The organism is Acidovorax sp. SUPP2539, from assembly GCF_030158975.1.
Taxonomy (GTDB): Bacteria; Pseudomonadota; Gammaproteobacteria; order Burkholderiales; family Burkholderiaceae_C; genus Paracidovorax.
On record NZ_BQXJ01000004.1, the window covers coordinates 359,919 to 386,593 of the forward strand.

A 26,675-nucleotide genomic window follows, 5' to 3' on the forward strand; every position below is an offset into this window, starting at 1 on the left:
TTCACAGAATAACGCGCGGGGCCTACATTGGCCGGCAGGAGACAACCATGGCCCCCCCAAAAAACCTGCTGGTCGGCTGCGCCGCCGGCTTCTCGGGCGACCGCACCGATGCCGCCGCACCCGTGGTGCAGGCACTCATCGACAGCGGCCAGCCCGCGGTACTGATTTTCGAAACCCTGGCCGAGCGCACCCTGGCCCTGGCCCAGTTGGCGCGCCGTGCCGATCCGGACGCCGGCTACGAGCCGCTGCTCGACGACCTGCTGCGCCCTGTGCTGGCGCAGTGCCTGCAGCACGGCATTCGCATCGTGAGCAATTTCGGTGCGGCCAATCCGCTGGGTGCCGCGCACCGCATCCAGCAATTGGCCCAAGCGCTGGGCGCGCGCCGCCCCCGCATCGCCGTGGTGCAGGGCGACGACCTGAGCGGGGACGGGCACCGTGCCGTGCTGGCCCAGGCGCTGGGCGCAGCCCTGCCCACCGACCCCATCGTGAGCGCCAATGCGTACATCGGCGCGCAGCCGATTGCCGACGCGCTGCGCGCAGGCGCCGATATCGTGGTGTGCGGCCGCGTGGCGGACCCCTCGCTGGTGCTGGGGCCGGCCCTCGCGCATTTCGGCTGGGCTCAGGACGACTGGGACCGGCTGGCGCGCGCCACCATGGCCGGGCATTTGCTGGAATGCGGCGCGCAGGTCACCGGCGGGTATTTCGCCGACCCGGGCTACAAGGACGTGCCGGGCATGGCGCAACTGGGCTACCCCATCGCCGAGATCGACGCCGATGGCCACTGCACCATCGCCAAGCCCGCGGGCACGGGCGGGCGCATCGACGAGCGCACGGTGAAGGAGCAGCTGCTGTACGAGCTGCACGACCCGGCCGCCTACCTCACGCCCGATGTGGTGGCCGACATCACCACCGCGCGCGTGCTGCCGGCCGGCACCGACCGTGTGCGGCTGGAAGGGGTGAGCGGCCATGCGCGGCCACCGTCGCTCAAGGTGAATGTTTGCTTTGAATCCGGCTGGTTCGCCGAGGGCGAGATTTCCTATGCCGGGGCCCGTGCCGAAGCGCGCGCGCGGCTGGCGGGCGAGGTCCTGCGCGAGCGCCTGGCCGGCGTCGCGCCGTTGCGCATCGACCTGATCGGGGTGACCAGCGTGTTCGGCGATGACGCCGGGCACTGGCGGGACGCGGCTGCGGCCGGCGATGCCCGCGATGTGCGCCTGCGCGTGGCGCTGCAGCACCGGGAGCACGCCAGCGCCCAGCGCCTGGTGCGCGAGGTGACGGCCCTGTACTGCTGCGGCCCGGCGGGCGGCGGCGGCGTGCGCACCGCGATGCGACCACGCCTGGGCACGGTGTCGTGCCTGGTGCCGCGCGAGTCCGTGGCCGTGGGTCACGTGATGCTGGATTGACGCCGAGCCCCGAGGAACCTGCTATGACCACCGCCACCCCTTCGATCCCCGCATCGGCTGCCGCGCCATCTTCCGCTTCGACCTCCGCTGCCGCCACTGCCGCCACTACCGCGCCCTTGACCGTGCCCCTGTACCGCCTCGCTCACAGCCGCACGGGCGACAAAGGCAATCGCTCCAACATCAGCGTGATCGCCTGGCATCCCGCGCTGTGGGAGGTGCTGACCGCGCAGGTCACCGAGGCCGCCGTGGCGCGCCAGTTCGCGCTGCGCCGGCCCAGCCGCGTTGCGCGCTACCTGCTGCCGAACCTGCACGCCATGAACTTCGTCATCGACGACGTGCTGGACGGCGGCGTGAACGATGCGCTCAACCTCGACAGCCACGGCAAGGCGCTGTCGTTCCTGCTGCTCGACCTGCCCGTCGAGGTGCCTGCCGCGCTGGCCGCGCACCTGGCGGGGCCGCCCGGGTAACGCCTTTCGAATGCCGCACCCGGCCATGCGCCGGGCCCGCGGTCCTGCATCGCTTTTTCCATAACCACACAGGAGACGACATGAACCCTTTTTTCCACCCCCAGCCTCGCCCCGAACCGCACCCGCATGCCTCGCGCCGCCATGCGCTCGCCGCCACCGTGGCGGCGGTTCTGGGCCTGGCAGTGGCCGGGCCGGCCGCTGCCCAGGCCCCGGCCTATCCGTCCAAGCCCATCACCTTCGTCGTGCCGTTCGCGGCGGGCAGCGCCACCGACCAGCTCGCGCGCGCCATCGGCCAGTCCGTCACCACCGACACCAAGCAGGCGGTGGTGGTGGACAACAAGGCCGGCGCCAGCGGCATGATCGCCGCACAGGCCGTGGCCAAGGCCGCGCCGGACGGCTACACGGTGCTCATCACCACCAACACCACGCACGCCGCCAACGAGCACCTGTACAAAAAGCTGTCCTATGACCCGGTGAAGGATTTCGTGCCGGTCACCGGCCTGGGCAAGGGCGGCCAGGTGCTGGTGGTGAACGCCGCGGCACCCTACAAGAACGTGGGCGAGCTGATCGCGGCGGCCAAGAAGAGCCCGGGCAAGCTCAGCTTCGGCAGCGGCAGTTCGTCCAGCCGCGTCGCGGGGGAGATGCTCAAGCAACTGGCCGGCGTGGACATCCTGCATGTGCCCTACAAGAGCAATCCCCTGGCCATCACCGACCTGCTGGGCGGGCAGATCGATTTGATGATCACCGACACCTCCACGGGCGTGCCGCAGATCAAGGCCGGCAAGCTGCGCGCGCTGGGTTATTCGACGAAAAAGCGCGGCGCGCAGCTGCCCGACGTGCCCACCATCGAAGAGGCCGGCGTGAAGGGCTACGACATGGGCTACTGGTTCGCCGCCTACGTGCCGGCGGGCACGCCGGCCCCCGTGGTGGTGCGGCTCAACGAACTGCTCGGGCAGGCCACCAAGAGCGCGGCGGCCCAGTCGTTCTACGACATGGCGGGCTCCGAGGCCTGGACCACCACCTCCGACGAACTCGCGAAGTTCCAGGCCGCCGAGACCCAGAAATGGGGCCAGGTCATCAAGGCCGCGGGCATTCAGCCCGAATAGGTTCTCGCCCCCTCACGGCCCATCGGGCCGCGCCCTGAAGGCGCGCACGTCCCCGCCGCAGCGCACGGCGGGGTGGGCGCAGCCTTGCCCTGTACCGACGACAACACCCAAGAACCTTCCGGAGACAAGACCATGACATTCCCGTCCTTCACGATTTCCCCGCTGGGTCGCCCCCGGCTGCGCGCCATGGCGCCCGTGCTGGCCGCGGCGCTGCTGGCCGCCTGCGGCGGCAGCGATTCCCCGCCCGCGGCCACCGCCCCGCAGATGCGCCTGTCCATCACGGCCACCGAGGACGTCGCGGGCACCTACGGCAGCGTGGGCGCCTACGAGAAACTGACCGGCACCCTGCGCGGCGAGGTCGATCCCGCCGACCCGCGCAATGCGGTGATCCAGGACCTGCAACTGGCCCCCGTCAATGCGCGCGGCATGGTGGAGTACAGCGCCGATTTCGTGATGCTCAAGCCCAAGGACATGGCCCGCGCCAGCGGCGTGCTGCGCTACGACGCGCCCAACCGCGGCAACATCCTCACGCAGCCCAACCCGGCCGCGACGCCGGGCGATGCGGTGTACTTCGAGCGGGGCTACGTGATGCTGTATTCGGCCTGGCAGGGCGATGTGCCCAAGAGCACGCCCGCACGCCTGACCGTGACGGTGCCCGTGGCCCGGAACAAGGACGGCAGCACCATCACCGGCCCGTATCGCACCGAACTCGTGCCCACGGCCGCCGTGCCCGCCATGGCGCTGCCGGGCGGCGTGTTCAACGGCACCATGGTCCCGTACGAGCCCGCCAACCTGGACAACACCCAGCCCGGCTATTCGCTCACCCGCCGGCGCAACGAGACCGATGCGCGCGAGCCCGTGCCCGCCGGCCAGTGGAAGTTCGCCACCTGCGATGCGGCCGCCAATCCGTTCCCAGGCACGCCCAACCCGGCCAGCGTGTGCCTGCAGGGCGGCTTCGATCCGCAGTACCTGTACGAGCTGGTCTATGTGGCGAAAGACCCCAAGGTCATGGGCGTGGGCCTGGCGGCGCTGCGCGACACGGTGAGCTTTTTCCGCAGCGCGGCGGCCGATGCCGACGGCCGGGCCAACCCGGTCGCCGGCCGCATCCAGTCCACGCTGGGGCAGGGCACCTCGCAGTCGGGCAACGCGATGAAGACCTTCCTGCACCTGGGCTTCAACCAGTCGCTGCGCGGCGGCAAGGTGTTCGACGGCATGTTCGCCCACGTGGCCGCGCGCCAGACCAACATCAACACGCGCTTCGCCGTGCCGGGCGGCGGCGGCGGGCTGCGCACCGACCACACGGCCTTCGGCCAGACGGCGCCGCGCGGGCTGGACAAGGACTACAGCGACGAGGTGAGCGGCCGGCAAGGCGGCGTGATGAAGCGCTGCGCGGCCACCGACACCTGCCCGAAGTTCTTCCTGGGCCTGTCGGGCACCGAGTTCTGGCAGCTGCAGGGCTCGCCGGTGCTGACGGATGCCAACGGCCTGCGCGACCTCGCCCAGCCCGCCAATGCGCGCATCTACTACTACGCCAGCACGCAGCACGGCGGCACGGGCGGCACCGAAAGCATCAGCTACGCGCCCACGCGCAATGTCTATCCGGCCGGCACGGTGGTGCACTTCACCGACACCTTCCGCGCGCTGTTCATCGCGCTGGAAGACTGGGTGGTGCGCGGCACCGAGCCGCCGGCCAGCCAGGTGCCCAAGGTGGCCGACGGCACGCTGGTGCCGCCCGCGAAGCTCGTGTATCCGGCCATGCGGGGATTGACCTGGAGCGTGGGCGGCACGCCGACCGCCATCCCGGCGTTCGACTACCTAGCGCGCTACAACGGCTTCTCGCTGCTGGACTTCGGGCCGCAGTACGTGCCGCAGGACGAGTCCGGCATCGCCACGCTGCAGCCGCCGCGCGCCGTGGGCCGCGACTACGCCATCCTGGTGCCGCAGGTGGACCCGTCCACCGGACTGGCCCGCGCCGGCATCCAGAGCGTGGAAGCGCGTGCGCCGCTGGGCACGAGCATCGAGTTCAACTACGTGGCCACGCCGGGCATCACCGATCTGTCCAACCTCACCGGCAGCTTCATTCCCTTCCACAAGACGCGCGCCGCGCGGCTGGCGGCGGGCGATGCGCGGCCTTCGCTGGAGGAGTTGTACGGCACGCAGGCCGGGTACGTGGCCGCGGTCACCCAGGCGGCCGATGCACTGGTGGCGGGGCGCCTGCTGCTGCGGCGCGATGCCGATGCGCTGGTGGCCAAGGCCAGGGCGTCTTCCGTGCTTCCCTGACGCGGAAGGATGGCGGGGCGGCGGTTTGAAAGAAAAAGTGCCGATGCCCTAGTCATCATTGCCTCCATTGCTATTGATTTAATAGCAATCGGTGGCTGCGCCGGTGGGTCCATCTCGGCACAGCCCGCCGGCCAGCGCGCCCACGGTGCGCAGGGCCTCGTCGAAGCGCGCCGCGGCCGGGTGGCCGCAGTTGATGCGCACGCAGTGCGAGAAGCGCCGGTCGGTGGAAAAGAGGTGCCCCGGTGCCAGGCTGATGCCCCGGCCCAGCGCCGCGCGGTGCAGGGCCAGTGCATCCACGGACTGGGGCAGCTCCACCCACAGGAAATACCCGCCGTCCGGCCGCGACACGCGCGTGCCCGGCGGAAAGTGCTCGGCGATCAGCGCCCGTGCGCGCGCCTGCTGGCGCGCCAGCGTGCCGCGCAACTGGCGCAGGTGCCGGTCGTAGCCGCCCTGGTCCAGGTATTCCGACAGCGCCTGCTGCGACGGCGTGGCGGTCGAGAGCGTGGTCATCAGCTTCAACCGCTGCACCGCGCCGGCAAAGCGGCCCGCGGCCACCCAGCCCACGCGATAGCCGGGCGCCAGGCATTTGCTGAACGAGCTGCAGTGCAGCACCTGGCCCCCGGTGTCGAAGGCCTTGGCCGGCGGCGGGCGGCGCGGGGCGAAGTGCAGCTCGCCATACACGTCGTCCTCGATCAGCGGCACGCCGTGGCGGGCCAGCAGCGCCACCAGCGCCTCCTTGCGCTCCTCGGGCAGGGTGCTGCCCAGCGGGTTCTGGAACGTGGGCATCAGCCAGCAGGCCTTGACGGGGTGCGCGCGCAGCGCGCGTTCCAGGGCGCCCAGGTCGATGCCTTCGCGCGGGTGGGTGGTGATCTCCACCGCGCGCAGCCGCAGCCGCTCCAGCGCCTGCAGCGCCGCGTAGAAGGTGGGCGACTCCAGCACCACGATGTCGCCCGGCTGCGTGATGGCCTCCAGGCACAGGTTGAGCGCCTCCATCGCGCCGTTGGTGGTCACGATCTCGGCCGCATCCACCGCCATGCCGTGCAGGCCGTAGCGCAGCGCGATCTGCTGGCGCAGCCGCTCGTCGCCTGGCGCCAGGTGCTGCACGATGGCGGCCGGGTCCAGCCGGCGCATGCCGCTGGACAGGCAGCGCGCCAGCCGCGCCAGCGGAAAGAGTTCAGGGCCCGGAAACGCCGACCCGAGCGGCACCAGGTGCGGGTCGCGCGCCGATCCCAGCACATCGAACACCAAGTCGCTGATCTCCACGCCGCGCGAGCCGTCGTGCGGCGCGGAAGGCTGAGGCTCGGCCGGGACGCGGTCCGTGGCGGACGGCTGCCGGTGGCTCACGTAGTAGCCCGAGCGCGGCCGCGCATGCACCAGGCCCTGCGCTTCCAGCAGGTCGTAGGCCGCGAACACGGTCGATGGGCTGATGCCCCGGGCCCGGCTGGTTTCCCGCACCGAGGGCATGCGGTCGCCCGCGCGCAGGGCGCCGCTGTGGATCAACTGGGCGAGGGCGTCGGCGTGGCGTTCGTAGCGTTTCATGGACGGGAGCGGACCGGGGAGGAGGTGGATGGACCGTGGCGGCGCGTGGACGGCATGCAACTGATCCGTATTTTTAGCGGCAAACTGAATCTGTACTGTTTTGCACGGGGTGCGTAGAGTCGCACCATGGCAGACCTGCCGCATTCCCACGTCCGAACGGATCCCCCATGAATGAAACCGCACGCCGGGCCGGGCGCCTGGCCTGGCCTGCCCTTGTGTCGCTGCTGGCGCTGCTGACGGCGGCGGGGCCGGCCGCCGCGGCGGCCCCTGCCGACGGGCCGGCCGCTCCTGCCCTGGGCGACCGCGTGCTGGCCTGCACCGCCTGCCACGGCGGGGAAGGGCGCGCCACCCAGGAGGGCTACTTTCCGCGCATCGCCGGCAAGCCGGCGGGCTACCTCTACCACCAACTGCTCAATTTTCGGGACGGCCGCCGCAGCTATCCGCAAATGGCCTACCTGCTGGAGCACATGACCGACGACTACCTGCGCGAGATCGCCGCGCATTTCGCCGCGCTGGACCTGCCCTACGCTCCGCCGCCCCCGACCCGGGCCACGCCTGCGGCCCTGGAACGCGGGCGCACGCTGGTGCGCCAGGGGGATGCGGCGCTGGGCATTCCGGCCTGCGTGCAGTGCCATGGCGCCGCCATGACCGGCGTGGCCCCGGCCATTCCCGGCCTGCTGGGATTGCCGCGTGACTACCTCAACAGCCAGATCGGCGCCTGGCAGACCGGCCAGCGGCGCGCCCAGGCGCCCGACTGCATGGCCCACGTGGCCCGGCAACTGGCACCCGAAGACGTGAGCGCGGTCACTGCCTGGCTGTCCGCACAGGCCGTGCCCGCCGATGCACGGCCTGCCGCTGCCTTGCCCGGCCGGCTGCCGATGCCCTGCGGCGGCGTGGCCGCCGCCGGCACAGGCGCATCGGGGGGCTTGCAATGAAGCGCGCGCTGAAAGGGCTGGCCGGCCTGGTGCTGCTGGGCGCCTTGGCGTGCGCCGTGGTCGCGTTCCTGAACCTGCGCGGCGAAGCGCCCTTGCCGCCGCAGGACCTGCCCCTGGCCCAGCCCGCGCCGCAGGCCGTGCAGCGCGGCGAATACCTGGCGCGTGCGGGTAATTGCATGTCGTGCCACACCGCGCAGGGCGGGGCGCCGTTCGCCGGAGGCCGGGGCGTGGAGACGCCGTTCGGCGTGGTGTTCGCCAGCAACCTCACGCCCGACGCCGAAACCGGCCTGGGGCGCTGGACAGCGGCGGAGTTCTGGCGCGCGATGCACCACGGCCGCTCTCGGGACGGCCGGCTGCTGTACCCCGCGTTTCCCTACCCCAACTACACCCACGTCACGCGCGAGGATTCCGACGCGATCTACGCCTACCTGCGCAGCCTGCCGGCCGTGCAGCGGCCCAACACGCCCCATGCGCTGGCGTTCCCGTTCAGCACGCAGGCGGCGCTGGCCGGCTGGCGCGCGCTGTTCTTCCGGCCCGGCACGCTGGTGCCCGATCCGCAGCAGTCGGCCGAATGGAACCGGGGGGCCTACCTCGTGCAGGGGCTGGGCCACTGTGCGGCCTGCCACAGCCCGCGCAACGCCTTCGGCGCGACGAGCGAATCGCAGGCGTTCCGCGGTGGTCTCATCCCGGTGCAGAACTGGTATGCCCCGGCCCTCAACGCCGCCGCCGAGGCGGGCGTGGCCGGCTGGCCGCAGGAAGAAGTGGTGGCGCTGCTGCGCACCGGCGTGGCGCCGCGCGGGTCGGTCACAGGGCCCATGGCCGAGGTGGTGTTCCGCAGCACCCAGTACCTGAACGATGCCGACCTGGGCGCCATGGCGGTCTACCTGCGCGCGCTGCCCGCACACGAACGCCCGGCACCAGCGGTGGCACCCCCGTCCGCTTCGGCCATGGAGCGGGGTGCCACCGTGTATGCGCAGCAATGCGCGCAATGCCACGGAGACCGCGGCGAGGGTCGGCCAGGGGCCTTTCCCGCACTGGCGGGCAACCGCGCCGCGACCATGGAAAATCCGACCAATCTGGTGCGCATGGTGCTCCTGGGCGGTTACCCGCCCACCACGGCCGGCAACCCGCGTCCCTACGGCATGCCGCCGTTCCGGCACGTGCTGGGTGACGAAGACGTGGCAGCGGTGTCGACCTATGTTCGCAACGCCTGGGGCAACCGGGCGGCCAGTGTGGGTACGATGGACATCTACCGCGCCCGCGAGGGGCGCCATCCCTGAGCCCCATCCTTTCTTCCATGCACGCACCGGCCGCCTCTCCCGACACCTCCCTTTCAAGCGCGACCGCCGGCTGGTGGGTCGTCTGCCTGTGTGCCGGCTGGTGCGGAGCGTGCCGCGAATACCGGGCGGTGTTCGACACCGTGGCGCAAGCCCATCCGCAGGCCCGCTTCGTGTGGGTGGACATCGAAGACGAGGAAGACCTGGCCGGCGATCTGGACGTGGAAACCTTCCCGACCCTGCTCATCGCCGATCCGGCCGGCGCGCGCTTTCTCGGCCCGCTACTGCCCCAGTCCGGAGTGCTGGCTCGGTTGCTCGACAGCCTGGCATCCCAGCCTCCGGCAGGGCGGGATCCACAGGCCCAGGCGCTGATCGAACGGGTGCGCGCAGCCCGTGGATAGCGGAGAACCGCCGGGCTTTTTGCCCGCTCGCCGCAGGGCCGGCCGGGACGCCTGTGGCGCCAATGCAAATTGCATGCCGCCGCCTTTGCAAAGCGGCGCGCGACAGGCTACAATTGCGTCTTCACGACCAAACGGGCGGGTACCTACCGCCCGTTTTTTTTGGCCGTTCGCTTTTGGAGCTCGAAGCTGCCCTGGAAGGTCCTAGGTGGTTATCGGGTTTTTTGTACTTCTGGATACTGAACAGAACAACACGTGGCATTGCAGCAGATCGTTGAACAAACCGTGACCGGGCTGGGCTATGACCTGGTGGAGATCGAGCGCTCCGCCGGCGGCCTGCTGCGCATCACCATCGATTTGCCCTGGCAGGCGCCCGTGGAGGGTGAGCCCGTGCTGTCCGAGCAGTTCGTCACCGTGGAAGACTGCGAAAAGGTCACGCGGCAACTGCAGTTCGCGCTGGAAGTGGATGGCGTCGAGTACAAGAGGCTGGAGATCTCCTCGCCCGGCATCGATCGCCCTCTGCGCCACGAGCAGGATTTCATCCGTTTCACCGGGCACATGGTGGACCTCACGCTCAAGGCGCCCATCGGCGAGGCTGGCGGCGGTCAGGTCAATGCCAACCGCAAGAAATTCCGCGGCACGCTGGAGCGTACCGAAGCCGGTGGATGGCAGGTCGTCTGGAGCGAAGAGCCGCCCGTGAAGCCTGGCCAGCGGGTCAGCAAGAAACGCGTACCGGCGCCGCTGCAAGCGCTGGGTTTCACGCTGGACGAGCTGCGCGATGCGCGCCTGGCGTCCATCGTCGATTTCAAGGGGCGGGGATCCAAAGACGGGCCGGTCCAGGCCTGACACACCGAACGAATACAAAGGTTGGCGCGCGCGGCGCGGCGGCCTTCAAGAGATTGAAAAATAGGAGAGTCGTCGCATGAATCGCGAACTGTTGATGTTGGTCGAAGCCATTTCGCGTGAGAAGAACGTGGAACGCGATGTGGTCTTTGGCGCCGTCGAATTGGCCCTTGCCCAGGCCACGAAGAAGCTGTACCAAGGCGAAGTGGACATCCGTGTCGCCATCGACCGTGACAGCGGCAACTACGAGACTTTCCGTCGCTGGCTCGTCGTGCCCGACGACGCCGGTCTGCAGAACCCCGAAGCCGAAGAGCTGCTGATGGACGCCCGCGAGCGCATCGCCGACATCGAAGTGGGTGAATTCATCGAAGAAGGCGTCGATTCCGTGCCGATCGGCCGCATCGGCGCGATGGCCGCCAAGCAGGTCATCTTGCAGAAGATCCGCGACGCCGAGCGCGAGATGCTGCTCAACGACTTCATGTCGCGCGGCGAAAAGATCTTCACCGGCACCGTCAAGCGCATGGACAAGGGCGACATCATCGTCGAGTCGGGCCGGGTGGAAGGCCGCCTGCGCCGCTCCGAGATGATCCCCAAGGAAAACCTTCGCAATGGCGACCGGGTGCGCGCCATGATCATGGAAGTCGACCTCACGCTGCGCGGTGCGCCCATCATCCTCTCGCGCTCGGCGCCCGAGTTCATGATCGAGCTGTTTCGCAACGAAGTGCCCGAGATCGAGCAGGGCCTGCTCGAGATCAAGAGCTGCGCTCGCGATGCCGGCAGCCGCGCCAAGATCGCGGTGCTGTCGCACGACAAGCGCGTCGATCCCATCGGCACCTGCGTGGGCGTGCGTGGCACGCGCGTCAACGCCGTCACCAACGAGCTGGCCGGCGAGCGGGTGGACATCGTGCTGTGGTCGGAAGACCCCGCCCAGTTCGTGATCGGCGCGCTGGCGCCGGCCAACGTGTCGTCCATCGTGGTGGACGAAGAGAAACACGCCATGGACGTGGTGGTGGACGAGGAAAACCTCGCCATCGCCATCGGCCGCGGTGGCCAGAATGTGCGCCTGGCTTCCGACCTGACGGGCTGGAAGATCAACATCATGGACGCGGCTGAAAGCGCGCAAAAGCAGGCCAACGAGACCGACACGGCCCGCAAGCTGTTCATGGAAAAGCTCGATGTGGACGAGGAAATCGCCAACATCCTGATCGAGGAAGGCTTCGCCAGCCTCGAAGAGGTGGCCTACGTGCCGCTGCAGGAAATGCTGGAGATCGAAAGCTTCGACGAAGAAACCGTGAACGAGCTGCGTGCCCGTGCCAAGGATGCGCTGCTCACCATGGAAATTGCCCGAGAGGAAAGCGTGGACGGCGTTTCGCAGAACCTGCGCGATCTCGAGGGCCTCACGCCCGAGTTGATCGGCAAGCTCGCCGAAGGCGGCGTGAACACCCGGGATGATCTGGCCGACTTAGGCCTTGACGAACTGACCGCCCTGACCGGCCAGTCTGAAGAAGATGCCAAAGCCTTGATCATGAAGGCGCGCGAACATTGGTTCGCGGGGCAAGAGTAGGTCAGGGGAGGTACGAACCAAATATGTCCAGTAACACAGTCGCCGAGTTCGCCACTGAACTCAAGAAATCGCCAGAAACCCTGCTCGACCAGCTCAAGTCTGCCGGGGTGGCCAAGGCCGCCCCGACCGATGCCTTGACCGAAACGGACAAGCAAAAGCTGCTGGCCTTCCTGCAGGCCAGCCACGGCACCGCCTCGGCCGATCGCAAGAAGATCACCTTGACGAAAAAATCCACCAGCGAGATCAAGCAGGCCGATGCCACCGGCAAGGCGCGCACGATCCAGGTGGAAGTGCGCAAGAAGCGCACTTTCATCAAGCGCGACGAAGGGGGCGAGGGCGCCTCCGACGCCGGCTCCGACGAGGCTGCCGAAGCCGCGGAAACCGTGATGTCTCCGGAATCGCAGGACCTCGTGCGCCGCGAAGAAGAAGCGCGCCGCCAGGCCGAGCTGATCGGCCACCAGGAAGCCGAGCTGAACGAAAAGCGCCGCGAGCGGGAAGCCCGCGAACAGCGCGAGCGCGAAGCCGAAGAGCGTGCCGCTGCCTACGCCGCGCAGGAGCAAAGCCGCAAGGCCCAGATGCAGGCGGAAAAGCAGGAGGCCTCACGCGAGCAGGCGGCGGAAGCCAGTGCACGCCAGGCCGCCCAGGCTGAAGCCCGCGCCAAGGCCGAAGAGGAATCCAAGGCCCGTGCGGCCGAGGAAACCGCGCGCGCCGTCGATCTGGACGAACGCCGCCGCAAGGCCCTGGCCGAAGCCGAGGCGATCCGCGCCATGATGGCTGCGCCCAAGAAGGTGCTCGTGGCCAAGAAGCCCGAAGAGCCCAAGCCGGCTCCCGCGGCCGCCAAGCCCGCCGGTGCCGATGCCAAGAAGGGCACGCTGCACAAGCCGGCCGCTGCGCCGGGTGCCCGTGCACCAGCCGCGCCCGCCGGCGGCAACAAGGAGGTCAAGTCCGCCAAGCTGTCGTCCAGCTGGGCCGGCGATCCTGCCAAGAAGAAGGAAATCAAGACGCGCGGCGACAGCAGTGGCGGCGTGGGTCGCAACAACTGGCGCGGGGGTCCCCGTGGCCGCCGCAACGAGCGCGACGACCACCATCACCAGCAATCCGCTCCGGTGGAAGCCCGCATCATCGAAGTGCACGTGCCCGAAACCATCACGGTGTCCGAGCTCGCGCACAAGATGTCGATCAAGGCGTCCGAAGTCATCAAGGCGCTGATGAAGATGGGCCAGATGGTCACCATCAACCAGCCGCTGGACCAGGACACCGCCATGATCGTGGTGGAAGAAATGGGCCACAAGGCCGTGGTGGCGGCGCTGGACGATCCGGAAGCCTTCACCAACGACGACGTGGCGGGTGCCCAGGCCGAATCGGTCTGGCGCGCTCCGGTGGTCACCGTCATGGGCCACGTGGACCACGGCAAGACCTCGCTGCTGGACTACATCCGCCGTGCCAAGGTGGCCGCGGGCGAAGCCGGCGGCATCACGCAGCACATCGGCGCCTACCACGTGGAAACGCCGCGCGGCATGATCTCGTTCCTGGACACCCCGGGCCACGAGGCATTCACCGCCATGCGGGCCCGCGGTGCGCAGGCCACCGATATCGTCATCCTGGTGGTGGCGGCCGACGACGGCGTCATGCCGCAGACCAAGGAAGCCATCAAGCACGCGAAGGCGGCCGGTGTGCCCATGGTGGTCGCGATCACCAAGTCCGACAAGCCCGATGCCAACCCCGACCGCGTCAAGCAGGAACTGGTGGCCGAGCAGGTCGTGCCCGAAGAGTACGGCGGCGATTCGCCTTTCGTGCCCGTGTCCTCCAAGACCGGCATGGGCATCGACGACCTGCTGGAGCAGGTGCTGCTGCAGGCCGAAGTGCTGGAGCTGCGCGCCCCGGTCGATGCGATGGCCAAGGGCCTCGTGATCGAAGCCGAACTGGACAAGGGCCGCGGCCCCGTGGCCACGGTGCTGGTGCAGTCCGGTACGCTGAAGGTCGGCGACGTGGTGCTGGCAGGCCAGACCTACGGCCGCGTGCGCGCCATGCTGGACGAAAACGGCAAGGTCGCCAAATCGGCCGGTCCGTCGATCCCGGTGGAAATCCAGGGCCTGACGGAAGTGCCGCAGGCCGGCGACGAATTCATGGTGCTGGGCGACGAACGCCGGGCCCGCGAAATCGCCACCTACCGCGCCGGCAAGTTCCGCAACACCAAGCTGGCCAAGCAGCAAGCCGCCAAGCTGGAGAACATGTTCGCCGACATGACGGCGGGCGAGGTCAAGTACCTGCCCATCATCGTCAAGGCCGACGTGCAGGGTTCGCAGGAAGCGCTGTCGCAGTCGCTGCTCAAGCTGTCCACGGACGAGATCAAGGTCCAGCTCGTGTATGCGGGCGTGGGCGGTATCAGCGAGTCCGACATCAACCTGGCGATCGCCTCCAAGGCCATCGTGATCGGCTTCAACGTGCGTGCCGATGCCGGCGCGCGCAAGACGGCCGAGAGCAACGGCGTCGATCTGCACTACTACAGCATCATCTATGACGCCGTGGACGAGTTGAAGGTCGCCATGTCCGGCATGCTGGCCCCCGAGCAGCGCGAGGAAGTCATCGGCACGGCCGAGATCCGCACGGTGTTCGTGGCCACGAAGATCGGCACGATTGCCGGTTCGTACATCACCTCGGGCATGGTCCATCGCAACGCACGCTTCCGCCTGCTGCGCGACAACGTGGTGGTCTACACGGGCGAAGTCGACTCGGTCAAGCGCCTCAAGGACGATGTCAAGGAAGTCAAGGAAGGCTTCGAGTGCGGTATCAAGCTCAAGAACTACAACGACATCAAAGAAGGTGATCAGCTGGAGTTCTTCGACATCAAGGAAATCGCGCGGACGCTGTAAGGCCCGGGGCTCGACATGGCTGCGAAGAAATCCTCCACCCCCAACCGCGGCTTCAAGGTCGCCGATCAGATCCAGCGCGATCTGACGGAGCTGATCGCGCGCGAATTGAAAGATCCGCGCGTGGGCATGGTGACGCTGCAGGCCGTGGAGGTGACTCCCGACTACGCGCATGCCAAGGTCTTCTTCAGCGTGCTGATCGGTGACCCCGAAGCCACGCAGGTGGCTCTGAACCAGGCCGCGGGCTTCCTGCGCAACGGCCTGTTCAAGCGCCTGCACATCCACACCGTGCCCACGCTGCACTTCGTGTTCGACCGCACCACCGAGCGTGCGGCCGACATGAACGCCTTGATCGCCAAGGCGGTTTCTTCGCGCGCCCAAGAAGACTGAGCATGCATACCGACGGGCCGCCCCAGGGAGCGAGTGCCCCCTTGGGGGGCAGCGATTTGCACGCAGCGAACGGGCCGCGTGGCGGTGCGGTGCGCGCGCCGCGCACCCGCATCCAGCGGCGTCCGGTGCATGGCGTGCTGCTGCTCGACAAACCACTGGGCCTGTCGAGCAACGATGCCCTGCAGAAGGCCAAGTGGCTGCTGCGGGCGGAGAAGGCGGGCCACACCGGCACGCTCGATCCCCTCGCGACGGGCGTGCTGCCGCTGTGCTTCGGCGCGGCGACCAAGTTCAGCCAGTTGCAGCTGGATGCCCCCAAGACCTACGAGGCCATCGCCCTGCTGGGGACGACCACCACCACCGGCGACGCCGAGGGCGAGGTGCTGGCGCAGCGCGCGGTCGATCCGGCGCAGCTCACGCCCGAGCGCCTGGCCGAGGTGCAACGCCAGTTCACGGGACCGATCCGCCAGGTGCCGCCCATGCACAGCGCGCTCAAGAAAGACGGCAAGGCGCTGTACGAGTACGCACGCGCCGGCATTGCCGTGGAGCGCGAGGCGCGCGACGTGGTCATCCATGCATTGAAACTGGCTCCAGTGCAAGAAACACTAGGGCGTTCTGCTATCAAAATAATAGTGACCTGCAGCAAGGGCACCTACATCCGCACGCTGGGCGAGGACATCGGTGCCGCGCTCGGTTGCGGCGCGCACCTCACGTTCCTGCGGCGCATCGACACCGGCGGGCTGGGCGTGGAGCGCTGCGTCACGCTGGCCGCGCTGGAGGCGATGGACGAGGGGGAGCGCATGGCCTGCGTGCACCCCGCCGAGATCCTGCTGGCACAGCATGTGCGTGTCACGCTGGACAGCGAGAATGCCGGGCGGTTCCTGTCCGGCGTGCGCCGCCGCGGCCCCTGGCCCGATGCGCCCGCGGTCGCGGTCTTCGGAGACGATCCCCATGCCCTGCTGGGCGTGGGCCACACCACTGCGGGTGAACTGGTGCCCGACCGGCTCCTGAGCCCCATGGAAATTCAACAGATTCTAGAAAGCACGCCGCAGGTAGAGCGCGGCATATTGGAAGCACTATGAGCAAACAAATCCGCAATATCGCCATCATCGCGCACGTTGACCACGGCAAAACCACCATGGTCGACCAGCTGCTGCGCCAGTCCGGCACCTTTGCCGACCACGAAAAGGTCGTCGATACCGTGATGGACAACAACGCCATCGAAAAAGAGCGTGGCATCACCATCCTGGCCAAGAACTGCGCCGTGAGCTGGGAAGGCACGCACATCAACATCGTCGACACCCCGGGCCACGCGGACTTCGGCGGCGAAGTGGAACGTGCCCTGTCCATGGTGGACAGCGTGGTGCTGCTGATCGACGCGCAAGAGGGCCCCATGCCCCAGACGCGTTTCGTGACCAAGAAGGCCCTGGCCCTGGGCCTGCGCCCGATCCTGGTCGTGAACAAGGTGGACAAGCCCGGTGCCAACCCCGACAAGGTGGTGAACGCCGCGTTCGACCTGTTCGACAAGCTGGGCGCGACCGACGAGCAGCTCGACTTCCCCGTGGTGTATGCCTCGGGCATCAACGGCTGGTCCTCGCTGGAAGAAGGCGCTCCCGGCGAGCAGTGGGGCCCCGACATGTCGGCCCTGTTCAACACCATCCTCAAGCACGTGCCCCCGAACTCGGGTGACCCGACCGCTCCGCTGCAGCTGCAGATCTCGGCGCTCGATTTCTCCACCTTCGTGGGCCGCATCGGCGTGGGCCGCATCAGCCAGGGCACCGTGAAGCCCGGCCAGGACGTGCTGGTGATGGAAGGCCCCGAGGGCAAGAGCGTCAAGGGCCGCATCAACCAAGTGCTGACCTTCCAGGGCCTGGACCGCATGCAGACGCCCCTGGCCGGCCCGGGCGACATCGTGCTGATCAACGGCATCGAGGACATCGGCATCGGCGTGACCGTGACCGACCCCTCCAACCCCGCACCGCTGCCCATGCTCAAGGTGGACGAGCCCACGCTGACCATGAACTTCTGCGTGAACACCTCGCCCCTGGCCGGCCGCGAAGGCAAGTTCGTGACCAGCCGCCAGATCTGGGACCGCCTGCAAAAGGAACTGCAGCACAACGTGGCCCTGCGCGTGAAGGAAACCGACGAAGAAGGCATCTTCGAGGTGATGGGCCGTGGCGAACTGCACTTGACCATCCTGCTGGAAAACATGCGCCGCGAAGGCTATGAACTGGCCGTGTCCAAGCCGCGCGTGGTGTTCCGCGACATCAACGGCGAAAAGCACGAGCCGATCGAGCTGGTGACGGCCGACATCGAAGAAACCCACCAGGGCGGCGTGATGCAGGCCCTGGGCGAGCGCAAGGGCGAACTGGTGAACATGGAGTCGGACGGCCGTGGCCGCGTGCGCCTGGAGTACCGCATTCCGGCCCGTGGCCTGATCGGTTTCACCAACGAATTCCTGAACCTGACGCGCGGCTCGGGCCTGATCTCCAACATCTTCGACAGCTACGAACCGCACAAGGGCGCCATCGGCGGCCGCAAGAACGGCGTGCTGATCTCCATGGACGACGGTGAAATTTTCACCTACGCCCTGGGCAAGCTGGACGACCGCGGCCGCATGTTCGTGAAGGCGAACGACCCGGTGTACGAAGGCATGATCGTCGGCATCCACAGCCGCGACAACGACCTGATCGTGAACGCCACGCGCACCAAGCAGCTGACCAACTTCCGCGTCTCCGGCAAGGAAGACGCGATCAAGATCACGCCCCCGATCGACCTCACGCTGGAATACGGCGTGGAGTTCATCGAGGACGACGAACTGGTCGAGATCACGCCCAAGAGCGTGCGCCTGCGCAAGCGCTTCCTGACGGAAAACGAGCGCAAGCGCGCCGGCCGCTGATCGGTAAGTGGGAGGGGGTTTCGATCCCCTTCGCTGGCTTCGAGAAAGGCACCGCGAGGTGCCTTTTTCTTTTTCTCGTTGTCCTTCCTTCGGTGCCCCAGCGCTCAGGCGTGCAGGGCGATGTCCCCGGCGGGGGCGCCCTGCCCGGGCAGGGTGGAGGTGGCGATCGCCTGCGGTGCGTGGCTCGGCGCCAGCACGCATTCGCGCGCATGGAAGTCGGCCAGCGCGTCCCGGTGGCCCACGCTGATGACCGTGGCGGCAGGCAGGCGCTCGGCCAGCAGCGTGTAGAGCATGCGCTCAGCCGCCGGGTCCAGCGCGCTGGTGGCCTCGTCCAGCAGCACCCATTCGGGTTGCTGCAGCAGCACGCGCGCGAAGGCCAGGCGCTGTTGCTCGCCGGGCGACAGGCGCTGGGCCCAGGGCGCGACCTCGCCGAGCAGGCCGCTGAACGGCGCAAGCCCCACCGCCTGCAGTGCCTCGCGCACCTGCGCTTCGGGGTGTTCGCCGGCCGTGTCCGGGTAGGCGAGCGCATCGGCCAGGCTTCCCATCGGCAGGTAGCTGCGCTGCGGCACGAAGAGCATCCGCGCGCGCGGCCGCTCAATGGTGCCACGACCAAAATCCCACAAGCCGGCGAGCGCGCGCAGCAAGGTACTCTTGCCCGCCCCGGAGGGGCCCCGCAGCAGCCAGCGCTCGCCGGGTGCGATGCGCAGGTCGGGCACGCTGAGCAGTGCCGCGCCGCCGGGCAGGGCCAGTTGCAGGCCGTGCGTCGCGAGCACTGAGCCGTCCCCGGCTCGCCACTGGATTCCTTCGGACGGCGTGGCAGGCACGGTGGCAAGCACGCCGCGCAGCTCGGCCAGCCGGTTCACCGTGGCGCGCCATTCCGCCAGCGTGCCGTAGCTGTTGATGAACCAGGACATCGCCCCGCTCACCGTGTCGAAGGCCCGGCTGATCTGCATCAGCACCCCGAAGCTGTAGGCGCCCGCGAAGTACCGCGGCGCCGCCAGCGCGAGCGGCAGCACCACGGCCACCTGCGCGTACAGCGAGTTCACCAGCGTGAGGCGCTTGGTGTAGCGCATCACCATCCGCCAGTTGTCCTGGATGCGGCCGAACAGGGTGGCGGAGTGGGCGGCTTCGGCCCGTGCGCCGTCGTACAGCGCAATGGGCTCCGCGTTTTCGCGCACCCGCACCAGGCCGAAGCGGAAGTGCGCCTCCACCTGCTGCTGGCGGTAGTTCACGGCCACGAGGCGGTGGCCGAAGGCCTGCATGGCGACCGAGCCCACCAGGGCATAGGCCGCAGCGGCCCAGACCATGTAGCCCGGAATGGTGGCGCTGTAGCCCGCCACATGCACCAGCAGCGGCCCGCCCACCGACCAGAGGATCACAACGAACGAACCGAGGGTGACCACCGTGGACAGCAGGTCCAGCGTCAGCGCGAGGGTGGTGGTCGCCAGGCTGCTGAGGTCATCGGCGATGCGCTGGTCCGGGTTGTCGGCCAGCCGGTCGCGCTCGATGCGGTAGAACGCGTTGCCGTGCAGCCACCGCTGCAGGTAGTCGGTCGTGAGCCACCGGCGCCAGCGAAAGCCCAGCATCTGCTTGAAGTACAGCGCATACACGGCCAGGACGATGTAGGCCAGCGCCAGCCCGGTGAACAGCAGCAGCAGGGGCCCGAACCGGGCGGTGTCCCGTGCCTCCAGGGCGTTGAAGAAATCCGCGCTCCAGGCGTTGATGCGCACGTTGATGTACACGATGCCCAGGTTCATCGCCACGATCAGTGCCAGCAGGCCCCGCGCGGGCCAGCGATCCTGCGAGAACCAGTAGGGGCGGATCAGCGACCAGGCGGACGTCTTGGCAAGTGGGGGATGGGGCATCGAGGGCGCGATCGTCGTGGGGGGATGGCCAGTGTGCCGCGCGCGCCGGGCGGCTGGCTTAGCCGGGCCTTAAACGCGCTCCCGTGCGTCGCTGCGTGCGCTGTTGCGTGCGTGGGCCGGCACCTGTCCACCGCCTGACATTCGCTGCGGGCCACAGGCCCTAAGATTCCGCCCGGGCCGGCCGCCAGCGTGCGAGCGGGTCTTTCAGGCAGTGAACCGATTGAAAAAGGAACAGCGATGACGGAGACGACGACGGCAGCGGCCGCAGAGGTTTTGGCCCAGGTGCGCGGGCAGGTGGGGTTCATCACCCTCAACCGCCCCCGGGCACTGAATGCGCTGTCGCTGGGCATGGTGCGCGCGCTCATGGAGACCCTGCTGGCATGGCAGGACGACGAGCGCATCCTGGCGGTGGCCATTCGCGGCAGCAACAAGGAAGGCCCGTTCGGGGCCTTCTGCGCGGGCGGCGACATCCGCTTTCTGCACCAGGCGGGCAGCCAGGGCGATCCGAGGCTGGAGGATTTCTTCACCGAGGAATACGCGCTCAACCACCTGATCCACCACTACAGCAAGCCCTACATCGCGTTCATGGACGGCATCGTGATGGGCGGCGGCATGGGCATCAGCCAGGGGGCCAGCCTGCGCATCGTGACCGAGCGCACGAAGATGGCCATGCCCGAGACGGCCATCGGCCTGTTTCCGGACGTGGGGGGCGGCTACTTCCTGTCGCGTTGCCCGGGACACGCCGGGGAATGGCTGGGCCTGACGGGGGACACCATCGGCGCGGGCGATGCGGTGGCGCTGGGCTTGGCCGACGGCTGCCTGCCGTCCGATCGGCAGGCGGCGGTCTGGGATGCGCTTGGCACAGAGTCCTTCGCTGACGCAGCGGCGGTGCAGGCGTCGATTGCTACTAAATTTGTAGCACAAGAGGCAATGAATACTAGGGCATTGGCCGAAATCGATCAATATTTCGCGTTGGACAGCGTCCAGGCCATCGTGGCCGCGCTGGAGGCCGCCGGCACCGACTGGGCCCGCACCACGGCAGCCACCTTGCGCAAGCGCTCGCCGCTCATGCTGCACGTGGTGCTGGAGCAGATCCGCCGCGCCCGCGGCATGGACCTGGCCGCCGACCTGCGCATGGAGCGCGACATGGTGCGCCACTGCTTTTTCCTGCGCCCCGGCCAGAGCGAAACGGTCGAAGGCATCCGGGCCCTGGCGGTGGACAAGGACCACACGCCGCGCTGGAGCCCGGCACGCATCGAGGACGTGACGCCGGAGACGGTGGCACCGTTCTTCGAGAGCCCTTGGCCGGCCCATGCCCACCCGCTGGCCGCGCTGCGCTGAGCGCGGCCATCACAACTGCGGATGCACCGCCGTCGCCAGCCCCAGCAGGGCGGCGCGCGGCAGGGCGCCGCTGAGCGCATAGCCGAAGCCGCCATCCGTCCAGTAAAAGCAGGGTACCGGGCCGTCCGCATCGAAGCGGAAAGCCGTGTCGGCGGCGCCGGGCTGGCCCGCCGCCAAGGCGCCGAGGTACAGGGTGACGCGCTCTCCGGCGGCGTTCTGGTACATGAACTGGGCCCGTGCGCCCGTGTCACCCGGCAGCAGCCGCCCGCCCACCAGCTCGTACCCCTGGCCCGCCAGCACGGGAATCCTGAGCGGCCGCCCGAGCCGCTTGGACAGCCACTGCACCAGATGCTCCTGCTGGGCGGCGGCCACCTCCACGGGGTGCCGCTGCTCCGGCTGGTACACCGCGTGCGCCACGGCGGCCTGTTGTGCGAAGCGGCGGGCGACGGCGGGTGCGGCATCGGCCATGCGGCCGGCGGCCTGGCCGCGGTGGTCGGTGGGCCATTGCCCGTGCACGGTCCAGCCCAGGCCGAAGGCGAGGAGCAGCGAGGCGGCCATGCCGCCCAGGCGCCACCAGCGGGCAGCGCGCTCGCGCACGGCCTCCAGGCGGCCGGCCGCGCGCCGCAGGCTGTCTGGCACCGGGGCCGCGTCCCAGGCGGCGTGCAGGGCCTGCAATTGCGCGCGCTGGGCCTGCCAGGCCGCTGCGGTGGCCTGGGTCTCGGCATCGCGGGCGAGGCGGGCGCGCAAGGCCTCGGCTTGCGCGGCCGAAAGCCGTCCGTCGGTCAGGGCGTGCAATGCGTCCTCGGAAATGGGGGTGTCGTCGTGGGAGGCCATGGGGTCCTCACTTCATGCGGCGCAGCGCGGGCGGGGCGTCACCGGGCGCCGGGCGCGCTGTGGCGGGCGCGTGCATCAGCTCGCGCAGCCGTGCCCGGGCGCGGGACAGGCGCGACATCACCGTGCCGACGGGGATCTGCAGCACGCGGGCTGTCTGCGCGTAGTCCATGTCTTCGAGCGTGACCAGCAGCAGCACCGCGCGCTGGTCGGGGGGCAGGCGCTGCAGGCAGCGATCGAGGTCGATGGCGTCGTCCGATGCGGGTGCCGGGGCCTGGAGGCTGTCCTGCACGGCCTCGATGTCCAGCAGCGGCAGGGCCGAAGCCGAGCGCTGCTGGTTCAGGTACAGGTGGTGCATCAGGGTGAAGAGCCAGGCCCGCAGATCGCTGCCCGACCGCCAGAGCAGCCACTTGCGGCACGCACGCTCCAGGGTGTCCTGCACCAGATCGTCCGCGGCCCAGGCATTGCCGGTCAGGGCCCGCGCATAGCGGCGCAGGCTGGGCAGGTGCTCGACGATCCGGTCCATGGGAGCGGGCGCTGGGCCGGTCCCGGATCAGGGCTTGGCGGTGTGCCAGACCTGGTTGACGCCGTCGCCGGTGCGATCGCCTGGCTTGGCGTCCTTGGCCCAGTAGTACAGCGGCTTGCCCTTGTAGGCCAGCTGGCTGCTGCCGTCATCGCGGCGCACCACGCTGTAGTCGCCGGTCGGGGTGGCGTTGCCGGCCATCAGCGGCGGCCAGTTGGTGGCGCAGGGGCCGTTGCAGACCGATTTGCCGCTGCCCGTCGCATCGCGGTCGAAGGTGTACAGAGTCATGCCGTTGGGGCCGGTCAGTGCGCCGTCCTTGGCCTGGACGCCAGCCGGCGCCGTCATCATGGAAGAGCAGCCGGCCAGCGCCAGTGCAAAGGCGGCGGTGGCCACGGAGGAAGCGATGCGGATCATGGGTGTCTCCAGTCGATCGGGTGCGGGCGATGCGAAATGCGGCCCTGCACCTGGATGAACACCGAAGGATGCGCTTTTATTCCCGGCGCCGCCGAAAAAATTACCGGTGGCGGCTTTTCATGGCGCGCTCGACCTCGCGCTTGCCTTCACGGTCCTTGATGGTGTCGCGCTTGTCGTGCTCCGCCTTGCCCTTGGCCAGCGCGAAATCGCACTTCACCAGGCCATCCTTCCAGTGCAGGTTGAGCGGCACCAGCGTGTACCCCTTTTGCTCGACCTTGTTGATCAGGCGGTCGATCTCCTGCCGGTGCAGCAGCAGTTTTTTGGTGCGCGCCGCCTCGGGGCTGACGTGGGTCGAGGCGGTCTTCAGGGCGTTGATCTGGCAGCCGATCAGGAACAACTCGCCTTCGCGGATCACGACGTAGCCGTCGGTCAGTTGCACCTTGCCTTCGCGCAAGGCCTTGACCTCCCAGCCGTGCAGCACCATGCCGGCTTCGTAGCGTTCCTCGAAGAAGTAGTTGTAGGCTGCCTTTTTGTTGTCGGCGATGCGGGACTGTGTTTCGGGTTTTTTGGCCATGGGTTATAGGTGCGGCGCAAACCGGGAGATGAAAGCCCTCCCTACAATCGTTGTCGTCTCGCTTCCAAGATTTTAGGCCCACGCGCTCCAGGCCCTCCGTAGGGCATCCGGCCCTTTGCCCATGGCGCCTTGCTTCATCCATGAAAAACGTCAACAAGTCCGTCCTGATCTGGTACAGCCCCGAGGAAATGTTCGCCCTCGTCACCGATGTGGCCAAGTACCCGGAGTTCCTGCCCTGGTGTGACCATGCGGCCGTGCTGGACCAGGACGCGCAAGGCATGACGGCCGAGGTCGGCATCGCGCTGGGCGGGCTGCGCAAGACATTCGTCACGCGCAACACGCATGAGGCCGGGCGCCGCGTTCAGATGCGCCTGGTCAAAGGGCCGTTCTCCCAGCTGGACGGCGACTGGATATTTCACCCGGTGGGAGACGGCTCGCAGCGCGCCTGCAAGGTCGAGCTCACGTTGAACTACGGTTTCGACAGCGTGGCGCTGGCGGCCTTGGTGGGGCCGGTTTTCGATCGCATTGCCGGCACGATGGTGGATGCGTTCATCCAGCGCGCCGAGCAGGTGTATGGCTGACAGGCCGGACACGTCCGCTGCTGGGGCGGCGGTGGAGTGGCTGACGGTCACCGTGGTGCACTCCTCGGCACCCCGATCGACCGTGGAGCGGGTCTTGTCGTTGCCCAGGGGCTCCACCCTGGCCGATGCATTGAAGGCCTGCGGGCTGGCTGCGGGCGACAGCGCCTTCGGCGTATGGGGCAGGGCGGCGGCGCCCGACCAGGTTTTGCAGGACGGGGACCGGGTGGAGCTGTACCGGCCTTTGGTGGTGGACCCCAAGGTGGCGCGGCGCGAGCGTTTCGCCCGCCAGGGGGCCCGGTCCACCGGCCTGTTCGCGCAGCGCCGGCCGGGTGCGAAGGCCGGCTATTGAGGGCTGGCGGGCACGCGGGGCGAGATGCCCTTGCGGGTGGTCATCCAGTGACCGTGCCGGGTTTTGCCCGGCTCAGCGCGGCGCGCACTCGGACGCGATCACGCTGTCGGCGCGGCGGGCCTCCGCGGCCTTGGCGGACTCGTCCATGAACACGCGCTCTCCCTGTGCATTGGTCTGGCTGAACAATTGGCCGGAGGTCATCGCTGCCTTGGATTGCCGTGCCCGCTCGCAGTTTTCGGCCCGCAGCTTGGCTTGGCGCTCCTCGTCGGCCTTCTTCTTCGCGGCCTCCGCCGCGTCGGCCTGGGCCTTGCGCTCTTCCAGTTCCTTGTCTTTCCCGGTGGGGCGTGGCGCACTGGCTGCCGCCATGGCGGCAGACGCTCCATCCGCCGCAGGCGGCACCGCAACCGGGCGGGCCGAGATCGCATTGCCGCCGGGCTGCTTGAGAATGCTCTTTTGCGGAATCTCCGCTGGCGGCGGCCGGTCGCTGTAGACCTTGCGGCCGTCCTTGTCGATCCACTGCCATTGCGCCGCAGCGCCCATGGCCCATGTGCAGGCGAGGGCGGCCAAAAGAAGCTGGGAGGTTTTCATGCGACGCAAGTTTAGCGGCCGAAGTCCCTTGGCGCCATGGTTGCCAAGCCACAACGCGAGCGCACGCACGGCCCGCAGGTACAATCCTTCTTTTGGAGCTTTCTCATGCGCCTACTTGGAAAAGCGCTCACCTTCGACGATGTGTTGCTGGTGCCAGCGTACTCCCAGGTCCTCCCCAAGGACACGTCCCTCGCGACGCGACTCTCCCGCAATATTTCCCTGAACCTGCCGCTGGTGTCCGCCGCCATGGACACGGTCACCGAAGCGCGTCTGGCGATTGCCATCGCGCAAGAGGGCGGGATGGGGATCGTGCACAAAAACCTCACGCCGCAGGAGCAGGCCGCCCACGTGGCCAAGGTCAAGCGGTACGAGTCCGGGGTCGTTCGCGACCCCGTCGTCATCACGCCCGAGCACACCGTGCTGCAGGTGTCGCAACTGTCGGAGCAACTGGGCATCTCGGGTTTTCCGGTGTGCGACGGTGGCAAGGTCGTCGGCATCGTGACGGGGCGCGACCTGCGCTTTGAAACGCGCTACGACGTCAAGGTGCATGAAATCATGACGCCGCGCGACAAGCTCATCACGGTCAACGAGAAGGAAGGCACTTCTCCCGCCGCGGCCAAGGCCTTGCTCAACAAGCACAAGCTCGAGCGGCTTCTGGTGGTCAATGACGCGTTTGAGCTCAAGGGCCTGATCACGGTCAAGGACATCACAAAGCAGACCAGTTTTCCCAATGCCGCGCGAGATGCCGCTGGCCGCCTGCGCGTCGGCGCGGCCGTCGGTGTGGGCGAGGGCACGGAAGAGCGCGTGGAAGCGCTGGTGAAGGCCGGTGTCGATGCCATCGTGGTGGACACGGCCCACGGCCACAGCAAGGGCGTGATCGACCGGGTGCGCTGGGTCAAGCAGAACTACCCCCAGATCGACGTGATCGGCGGCAACATCGCCACGGGTGCTGCCGCGTTGGCGCTGGTGGAAGCCGGTGCCGATGGCGTCAAGGTGGGTATCGGCCCGGGCTCCATCTGTACGACCCGCATCGTGGCGGGCGTGGGTGTGCCGCAGATCATGGCCATCGACAACGTGGCCACGGCGCTCCGGGGCACGGGCGTTCCTCTCATCGCCGATGGCGGCATCCGTTACTCCGGCGATATCGCCAAGGCCTTGGCGGCCGGCGCCAGCGCCGTGATGATGGGCGGCATGTTCGCCGGCACCGAAGAGGCGCCGGGCGAGGTCATCCTGTTCCAGGGCCGCAGCTATAAAAGCTACCGCGGGATGGGCAGCATCGGCGCCATGCAGCAGGGCAGTGCGGACCGTTACTTCCAGGAATCCAGCACGGGCAACCCCAATGCGGACAAACTGGTGCCGGAAGGCATTGAAGGCCGTGTGCCCTACAAGGGGTCGATGGTCTCCATCGTGTTCCAGATGGCGGGCGGTGTGCGCGCCGCCATGGGTTACTGTGGTTGCGCCACGATCGAAGAAATGAACAACAAGGCCGAGTTCGTCGAGATCACCACCGCAGGCATCCGCGAAAGCCATGTCCACGATGTGCAGATCACGAAGGAAGCGCCCAACTACCGCGCCGACTGATCTTGTCGCCACCACAGGCCCGAACCCTCCTTGCGGTGTTCGGGCCTTTGTTTTTTCCTCCCC

General features: G+C 68.4%; 24 protein-coding genes. 17 read left to right on the forward strand and 7 right to left on the reverse strand.

Translation table 11 applies throughout. From position 1 onward, the window contains the following. The first annotated feature begins 47 nt into the window (after nt 1-47). From AVTE2539_RS16340 to AVTE2539_RS16355, 4 genes are all read left to right on the forward strand, one after another. Nucleotides 48-1,400, forward strand: a complete 1,353-nt coding sequence (locus tag AVTE2539_RS16340; protein WP_284412136.1) for an acyclic terpene utilization AtuA family protein — start codon at nt 48-50, stop codon at nt 1,398-1,400. 23 nt (nt 1,401-1,423) lie between these two features. After that, on the forward strand, nt 1,424-1,867 hold the full coding sequence (locus tag AVTE2539_RS16345) for an AtuA-related protein (RefSeq protein ID WP_284412138.1): 444 nt from the start codon (nt 1,424-1,426) through the stop codon (nt 1,865-1,867). Nucleotides 1,868-1,947: 80 nt separating this feature from the next. Further along, the gene (locus AVTE2539_RS16350) at nt 1,948-2,973 is read left to right on the forward strand and encodes a Bug family tripartite tricarboxylate transporter substrate binding protein (protein ID WP_284412140.1); all 1,026 of its coding nucleotides are present in this window, start codon (nt 1,948-1,950) and stop codon (nt 2,971-2,973) included. Between the two features lie 186 nt (nt 2,974-3,159). Next, nucleotides 3,160-5,253: an alpha/beta hydrolase domain-containing protein gene (locus AVTE2539_RS16355; protein ID WP_284412499.1), complete on the forward strand. Its 2,094-nt coding sequence runs from the start codon at nt 3,160-3,162 to the stop codon at nt 5,251-5,253. 78 nt (nt 5,254-5,331) lie between these two features. Here the strand turns inward: AVTE2539_RS16355 and AVTE2539_RS16360 are convergent, their stop codons facing one another. Continuing rightward, nucleotides 5,332-6,792, reverse strand: a complete 1,461-nt coding sequence (locus AVTE2539_RS16360) for an aminotransferase-like domain-containing protein (protein WP_284412142.1) — start codon at nt 6,790-6,792, stop codon at nt 5,332-5,334. Nucleotides 6,793-6,959: 167 nt separating this feature from the next. Between AVTE2539_RS16360 and AVTE2539_RS16365 the strand changes: the two genes are divergently transcribed. The 9 genes from AVTE2539_RS16365 (at nt 6,960) to typA (ending at nt 17,965) form a co-directional block, all read left to right on the forward strand. After that, nucleotides 6,960-7,727, forward strand: a complete 768-nt coding sequence (locus tag AVTE2539_RS16365; RefSeq protein WP_284412144.1) for a c-type cytochrome — start codon at nt 6,960-6,962, stop codon at nt 7,725-7,727. Continuing rightward, entirely contained in the window at nt 7,724-9,007 is a 1,284-nt protein-coding gene (locus AVTE2539_RS16370) for a cytochrome c (RefSeq protein WP_284412146.1), read from the forward strand. Before AVTE2539_RS16365 ends, AVTE2539_RS16370 begins: the two co-directional genes overlap by 4 nt. Nucleotides 9,008-9,024: 17 nt before the next feature. Beyond that, the gene (locus AVTE2539_RS16375) at nt 9,025-9,405 is read left to right on the forward strand and encodes a thioredoxin family protein (protein WP_284412148.1); all 381 of its coding nucleotides are present in this window, start codon (nt 9,025-9,027) and stop codon (nt 9,403-9,405) included. Nucleotides 9,406-9,657: 252 nt separating this feature from the next. Further along, nucleotides 9,658-10,248, forward strand: coding sequence for a ribosome maturation factor RimP (gene rimP / locus AVTE2539_RS16380; RefSeq protein ID WP_284412150.1), 591 nt, complete (start codon nt 9,658-9,660; stop codon nt 10,246-10,248). A 76-nt stretch (nt 10,249-10,324) separates the two neighbouring features. Further along, entirely contained in the window at nt 10,325-11,809 is a 1,485-nt protein-coding gene (nusA, locus tag AVTE2539_RS16385; protein ID WP_272568708.1) for a transcription termination factor NusA, read from the forward strand. A 23-nt stretch (nt 11,810-11,832) separates the two neighbouring features. After that, nucleotides 11,833-14,682, forward strand: a complete 2,850-nt coding sequence (gene infB / locus AVTE2539_RS16390) for a translation initiation factor IF-2 (RefSeq protein ID WP_272568710.1) — start codon at nt 11,833-11,835, stop codon at nt 14,680-14,682. Nucleotides 14,683-14,697: 15 nt separating this feature from the next. Next, nucleotides 14,698-15,069 (forward strand): 30S ribosome-binding factor RbfA, encoded by a 372-nt coding sequence (gene rbfA / locus AVTE2539_RS16395; RefSeq protein ID WP_272568711.1) that lies wholly within the window; start codon nt 14,698-14,700, stop codon nt 15,067-15,069. A gap of 89 nt (nt 15,070-15,158) precedes the next feature. Then, complete coding sequence (gene truB, locus AVTE2539_RS16400; protein WP_284412503.1) at nt 15,159-16,148, forward strand: tRNA pseudouridine(55) synthase TruB; 990 nt, start codon at nt 15,159-15,161, stop codon at nt 16,146-16,148. Then, a complete protein-coding gene (gene typA, locus AVTE2539_RS16405) occupies nt 16,145-17,965 on the forward strand; it encodes a translational GTPase TypA (protein ID WP_272568713.1) in 1,821 nt (606 codons plus the stop codon). Before truB ends, typA begins: the two co-directional genes overlap by 4 nt. Before the next feature lie 104 nt (nt 17,966-18,069). Here typA and AVTE2539_RS16410 read toward each other — a convergent pair whose 3' ends face one another. After that, nucleotides 18,070-19,830 (reverse strand): ABC transporter ATP-binding protein/permease, encoded by a 1,761-nt coding sequence (locus AVTE2539_RS16410; RefSeq protein ID WP_284412152.1) that lies wholly within the window; start codon nt 19,828-19,830, stop codon nt 18,070-18,072. Between the two features lie 237 nt (nt 19,831-20,067). On the opposite strand from AVTE2539_RS16410, the gene AVTE2539_RS16415 reads away from it, so the two are divergent. Next, nucleotides 20,068-21,171 (forward strand): enoyl-CoA hydratase/isomerase family protein, encoded by a 1,104-nt coding sequence (locus AVTE2539_RS16415; protein WP_284412153.1) that lies wholly within the window; start codon nt 20,068-20,070, stop codon nt 21,169-21,171. Between the two features lie 9 nt (nt 21,172-21,180). Here AVTE2539_RS16415 and AVTE2539_RS16420 read toward each other — a convergent pair whose 3' ends face one another. The 4 genes from AVTE2539_RS16420 to smpB form a co-directional block, all read right to left on the reverse strand. Continuing rightward, the gene (locus tag AVTE2539_RS16420) at nt 21,181-22,005 is read right to left on the reverse strand and encodes an anti-sigma factor family protein (RefSeq protein WP_284412155.1); all 825 of its coding nucleotides are present in this window, start codon (nt 22,003-22,005) and stop codon (nt 21,181-21,183) included. 7 nt (nt 22,006-22,012) lie between these two features. Beyond that, entirely contained in the window at nt 22,013-22,528 is a 516-nt protein-coding gene (locus AVTE2539_RS16425; protein ID WP_284412157.1) for an RNA polymerase sigma factor, read from the reverse strand. A gap of 27 nt (nt 22,529-22,555) precedes the next feature. Then, nucleotides 22,556-22,939, reverse strand: a complete 384-nt coding sequence (locus tag AVTE2539_RS16430) for a COG4315 family predicted lipoprotein (protein WP_272568718.1) — start codon at nt 22,937-22,939, stop codon at nt 22,556-22,558. Between the two features lie 100 nt (nt 22,940-23,039). Then, nucleotides 23,040-23,513, reverse strand: a complete 474-nt coding sequence (gene smpB, locus AVTE2539_RS16435; RefSeq protein WP_272568719.1) for an SsrA-binding protein SmpB — start codon at nt 23,511-23,513, stop codon at nt 23,040-23,042. A 140-nt stretch (nt 23,514-23,653) separates the two neighbouring features. Between smpB and AVTE2539_RS16440 the strand changes: the two genes are divergently transcribed. Together AVTE2539_RS16440 and AVTE2539_RS16445 are read left to right on the forward strand one after the other, a co-directional pair. Next, nucleotides 23,654-24,094, forward strand: a complete 441-nt coding sequence (locus AVTE2539_RS16440; RefSeq protein ID WP_284412159.1) for a type II toxin-antitoxin system RatA family toxin — start codon at nt 23,654-23,656, stop codon at nt 24,092-24,094. Beyond that, a complete protein-coding gene (locus AVTE2539_RS16445; RefSeq protein ID WP_284412161.1) occupies nt 24,087-24,443 on the forward strand; it encodes an RnfH family protein in 357 nt (118 codons plus the stop codon). Before AVTE2539_RS16440 ends, AVTE2539_RS16445 begins: the two co-directional genes overlap by 8 nt. A gap of 72 nt (nt 24,444-24,515) precedes the next feature. Here AVTE2539_RS16445 and AVTE2539_RS16450 read toward each other — a convergent pair whose 3' ends face one another. Continuing rightward, nucleotides 24,516-25,031: a DUF4124 domain-containing protein gene (locus AVTE2539_RS16450; RefSeq protein WP_284412163.1), complete on the reverse strand. Its 516-nt coding sequence runs from the start codon at nt 25,029-25,031 to the stop codon at nt 24,516-24,518. Nucleotides 25,032-25,136: 105 nt separating this feature from the next. On the opposite strand from AVTE2539_RS16450, the gene guaB reads away from it, so the two are divergent. Beyond that, entirely contained in the window at nt 25,137-26,612 is a 1,476-nt protein-coding gene (gene guaB / locus AVTE2539_RS16455; protein ID WP_272552260.1) for an IMP dehydrogenase, read from the forward strand. The last annotated feature ends 63 nt before the right edge of the window (nt 26,613-26,675 follow it).

What these genes read in the sequence shown, in the direction of transcription:
- AVTE2539_RS16415 (WP_284412153.1), top strand. Translation starts at nt 20,068, where the DNA reads ATGACGGAGACGACGACGGCAGCGGCCGCAGAGGTTTTGGCCCAGGTG.
- AVTE2539_RS16420 (WP_284412155.1), bottom strand. Translation starts at nt 22,005, where the DNA reads ATGGCCTCCCACGACGACACCCCCATTTCCGAGGACGCATTGCACGCC.
- rbfA (WP_272568711.1), top strand. Translation starts at nt 14,698, where the DNA reads ATGGCTGCGAAGAAATCCTCCACCCCCAACCGCGGCTTCAAGGTCGCC.
- guaB (WP_272552260.1), top strand. Translation starts at nt 25,137, where the DNA reads ATGCGCCTACTTGGAAAAGCGCTCACCTTCGACGATGTGTTGCTGGTG.
- AVTE2539_RS16350 (WP_284412140.1), top strand. Translation starts at nt 1,948, where the DNA reads ATGAACCCTTTTTTCCACCCCCAGCCTCGCCCCGAACCGCACCCGCAT.
- AVTE2539_RS16375 (WP_284412148.1), top strand. Translation starts at nt 9,025, where the DNA reads ATGCACGCACCGGCCGCCTCTCCCGACACCTCCCTTTCAAGCGCGACC.
- AVTE2539_RS16430 (WP_272568718.1), bottom strand. Translation starts at nt 22,939, where the DNA reads ATGATCCGCATCGCTTCCTCCGTGGCCACCGCCGCCTTTGCACTGGCG.
- AVTE2539_RS16450 (WP_284412163.1), bottom strand. Translation starts at nt 25,031, where the DNA reads ATGAAAACCTCCCAGCTTCTTTTGGCCGCCCTCGCCTGCACATGGGCC.
- AVTE2539_RS16440 (WP_284412159.1), top strand. Translation starts at nt 23,654, where the DNA reads ATGAAAAACGTCAACAAGTCCGTCCTGATCTGGTACAGCCCCGAGGAA.
- AVTE2539_RS16345 (WP_284412138.1), top strand. Translation starts at nt 1,424, where the DNA reads ATGACCACCGCCACCCCTTCGATCCCCGCATCGGCTGCCGCGCCATCT.
- AVTE2539_RS16355 (WP_284412499.1), top strand. Translation starts at nt 3,160, where the DNA reads ATGGCGCCCGTGCTGGCCGCGGCGCTGCTGGCCGCCTGCGGCGGCAGC.
- nusA (WP_272568708.1), top strand. Translation starts at nt 10,325, where the DNA reads ATGAATCGCGAACTGTTGATGTTGGTCGAAGCCATTTCGCGTGAGAAG.
- AVTE2539_RS16365 (WP_284412144.1), top strand. Translation starts at nt 6,960, where the DNA reads ATGAATGAAACCGCACGCCGGGCCGGGCGCCTGGCCTGGCCTGCCCTT.
- AVTE2539_RS16370 (WP_284412146.1), top strand. Translation starts at nt 7,724, where the DNA reads ATGAAGCGCGCGCTGAAAGGGCTGGCCGGCCTGGTGCTGCTGGGCGCC.
- AVTE2539_RS16425 (WP_284412157.1), bottom strand. Translation starts at nt 22,528, where the DNA reads ATGGACCGGATCGTCGAGCACCTGCCCAGCCTGCGCCGCTATGCGCGG.
- AVTE2539_RS16410 (WP_284412152.1), bottom strand. Translation starts at nt 19,830, where the DNA reads ATGCCCCATCCCCCACTTGCCAAGACGTCCGCCTGGTCGCTGATCCGC.
- infB (WP_272568710.1), top strand. Translation starts at nt 11,833, where the DNA reads ATGTCCAGTAACACAGTCGCCGAGTTCGCCACTGAACTCAAGAAATCG.
- AVTE2539_RS16340 (WP_284412136.1), top strand. Translation starts at nt 48, where the DNA reads ATGGCCCCCCCAAAAAACCTGCTGGTCGGCTGCGCCGCCGGCTTCTCG.
- AVTE2539_RS16360 (WP_284412142.1), bottom strand. Translation starts at nt 6,792, where the DNA reads ATGAAACGCTACGAACGCCACGCCGACGCCCTCGCCCAGTTGATCCAC.
- typA (WP_272568713.1), top strand. Translation starts at nt 16,145, where the DNA reads ATGAGCAAACAAATCCGCAATATCGCCATCATCGCGCACGTTGACCAC.
- AVTE2539_RS16445 (WP_284412161.1), top strand. Translation starts at nt 24,087, where the DNA reads ATGGCTGACAGGCCGGACACGTCCGCTGCTGGGGCGGCGGTGGAGTGG.
- smpB (WP_272568719.1), bottom strand. Translation starts at nt 23,513, where the DNA reads ATGGCCAAAAAACCCGAAACACAGTCCCGCATCGCCGACAACAAAAAG.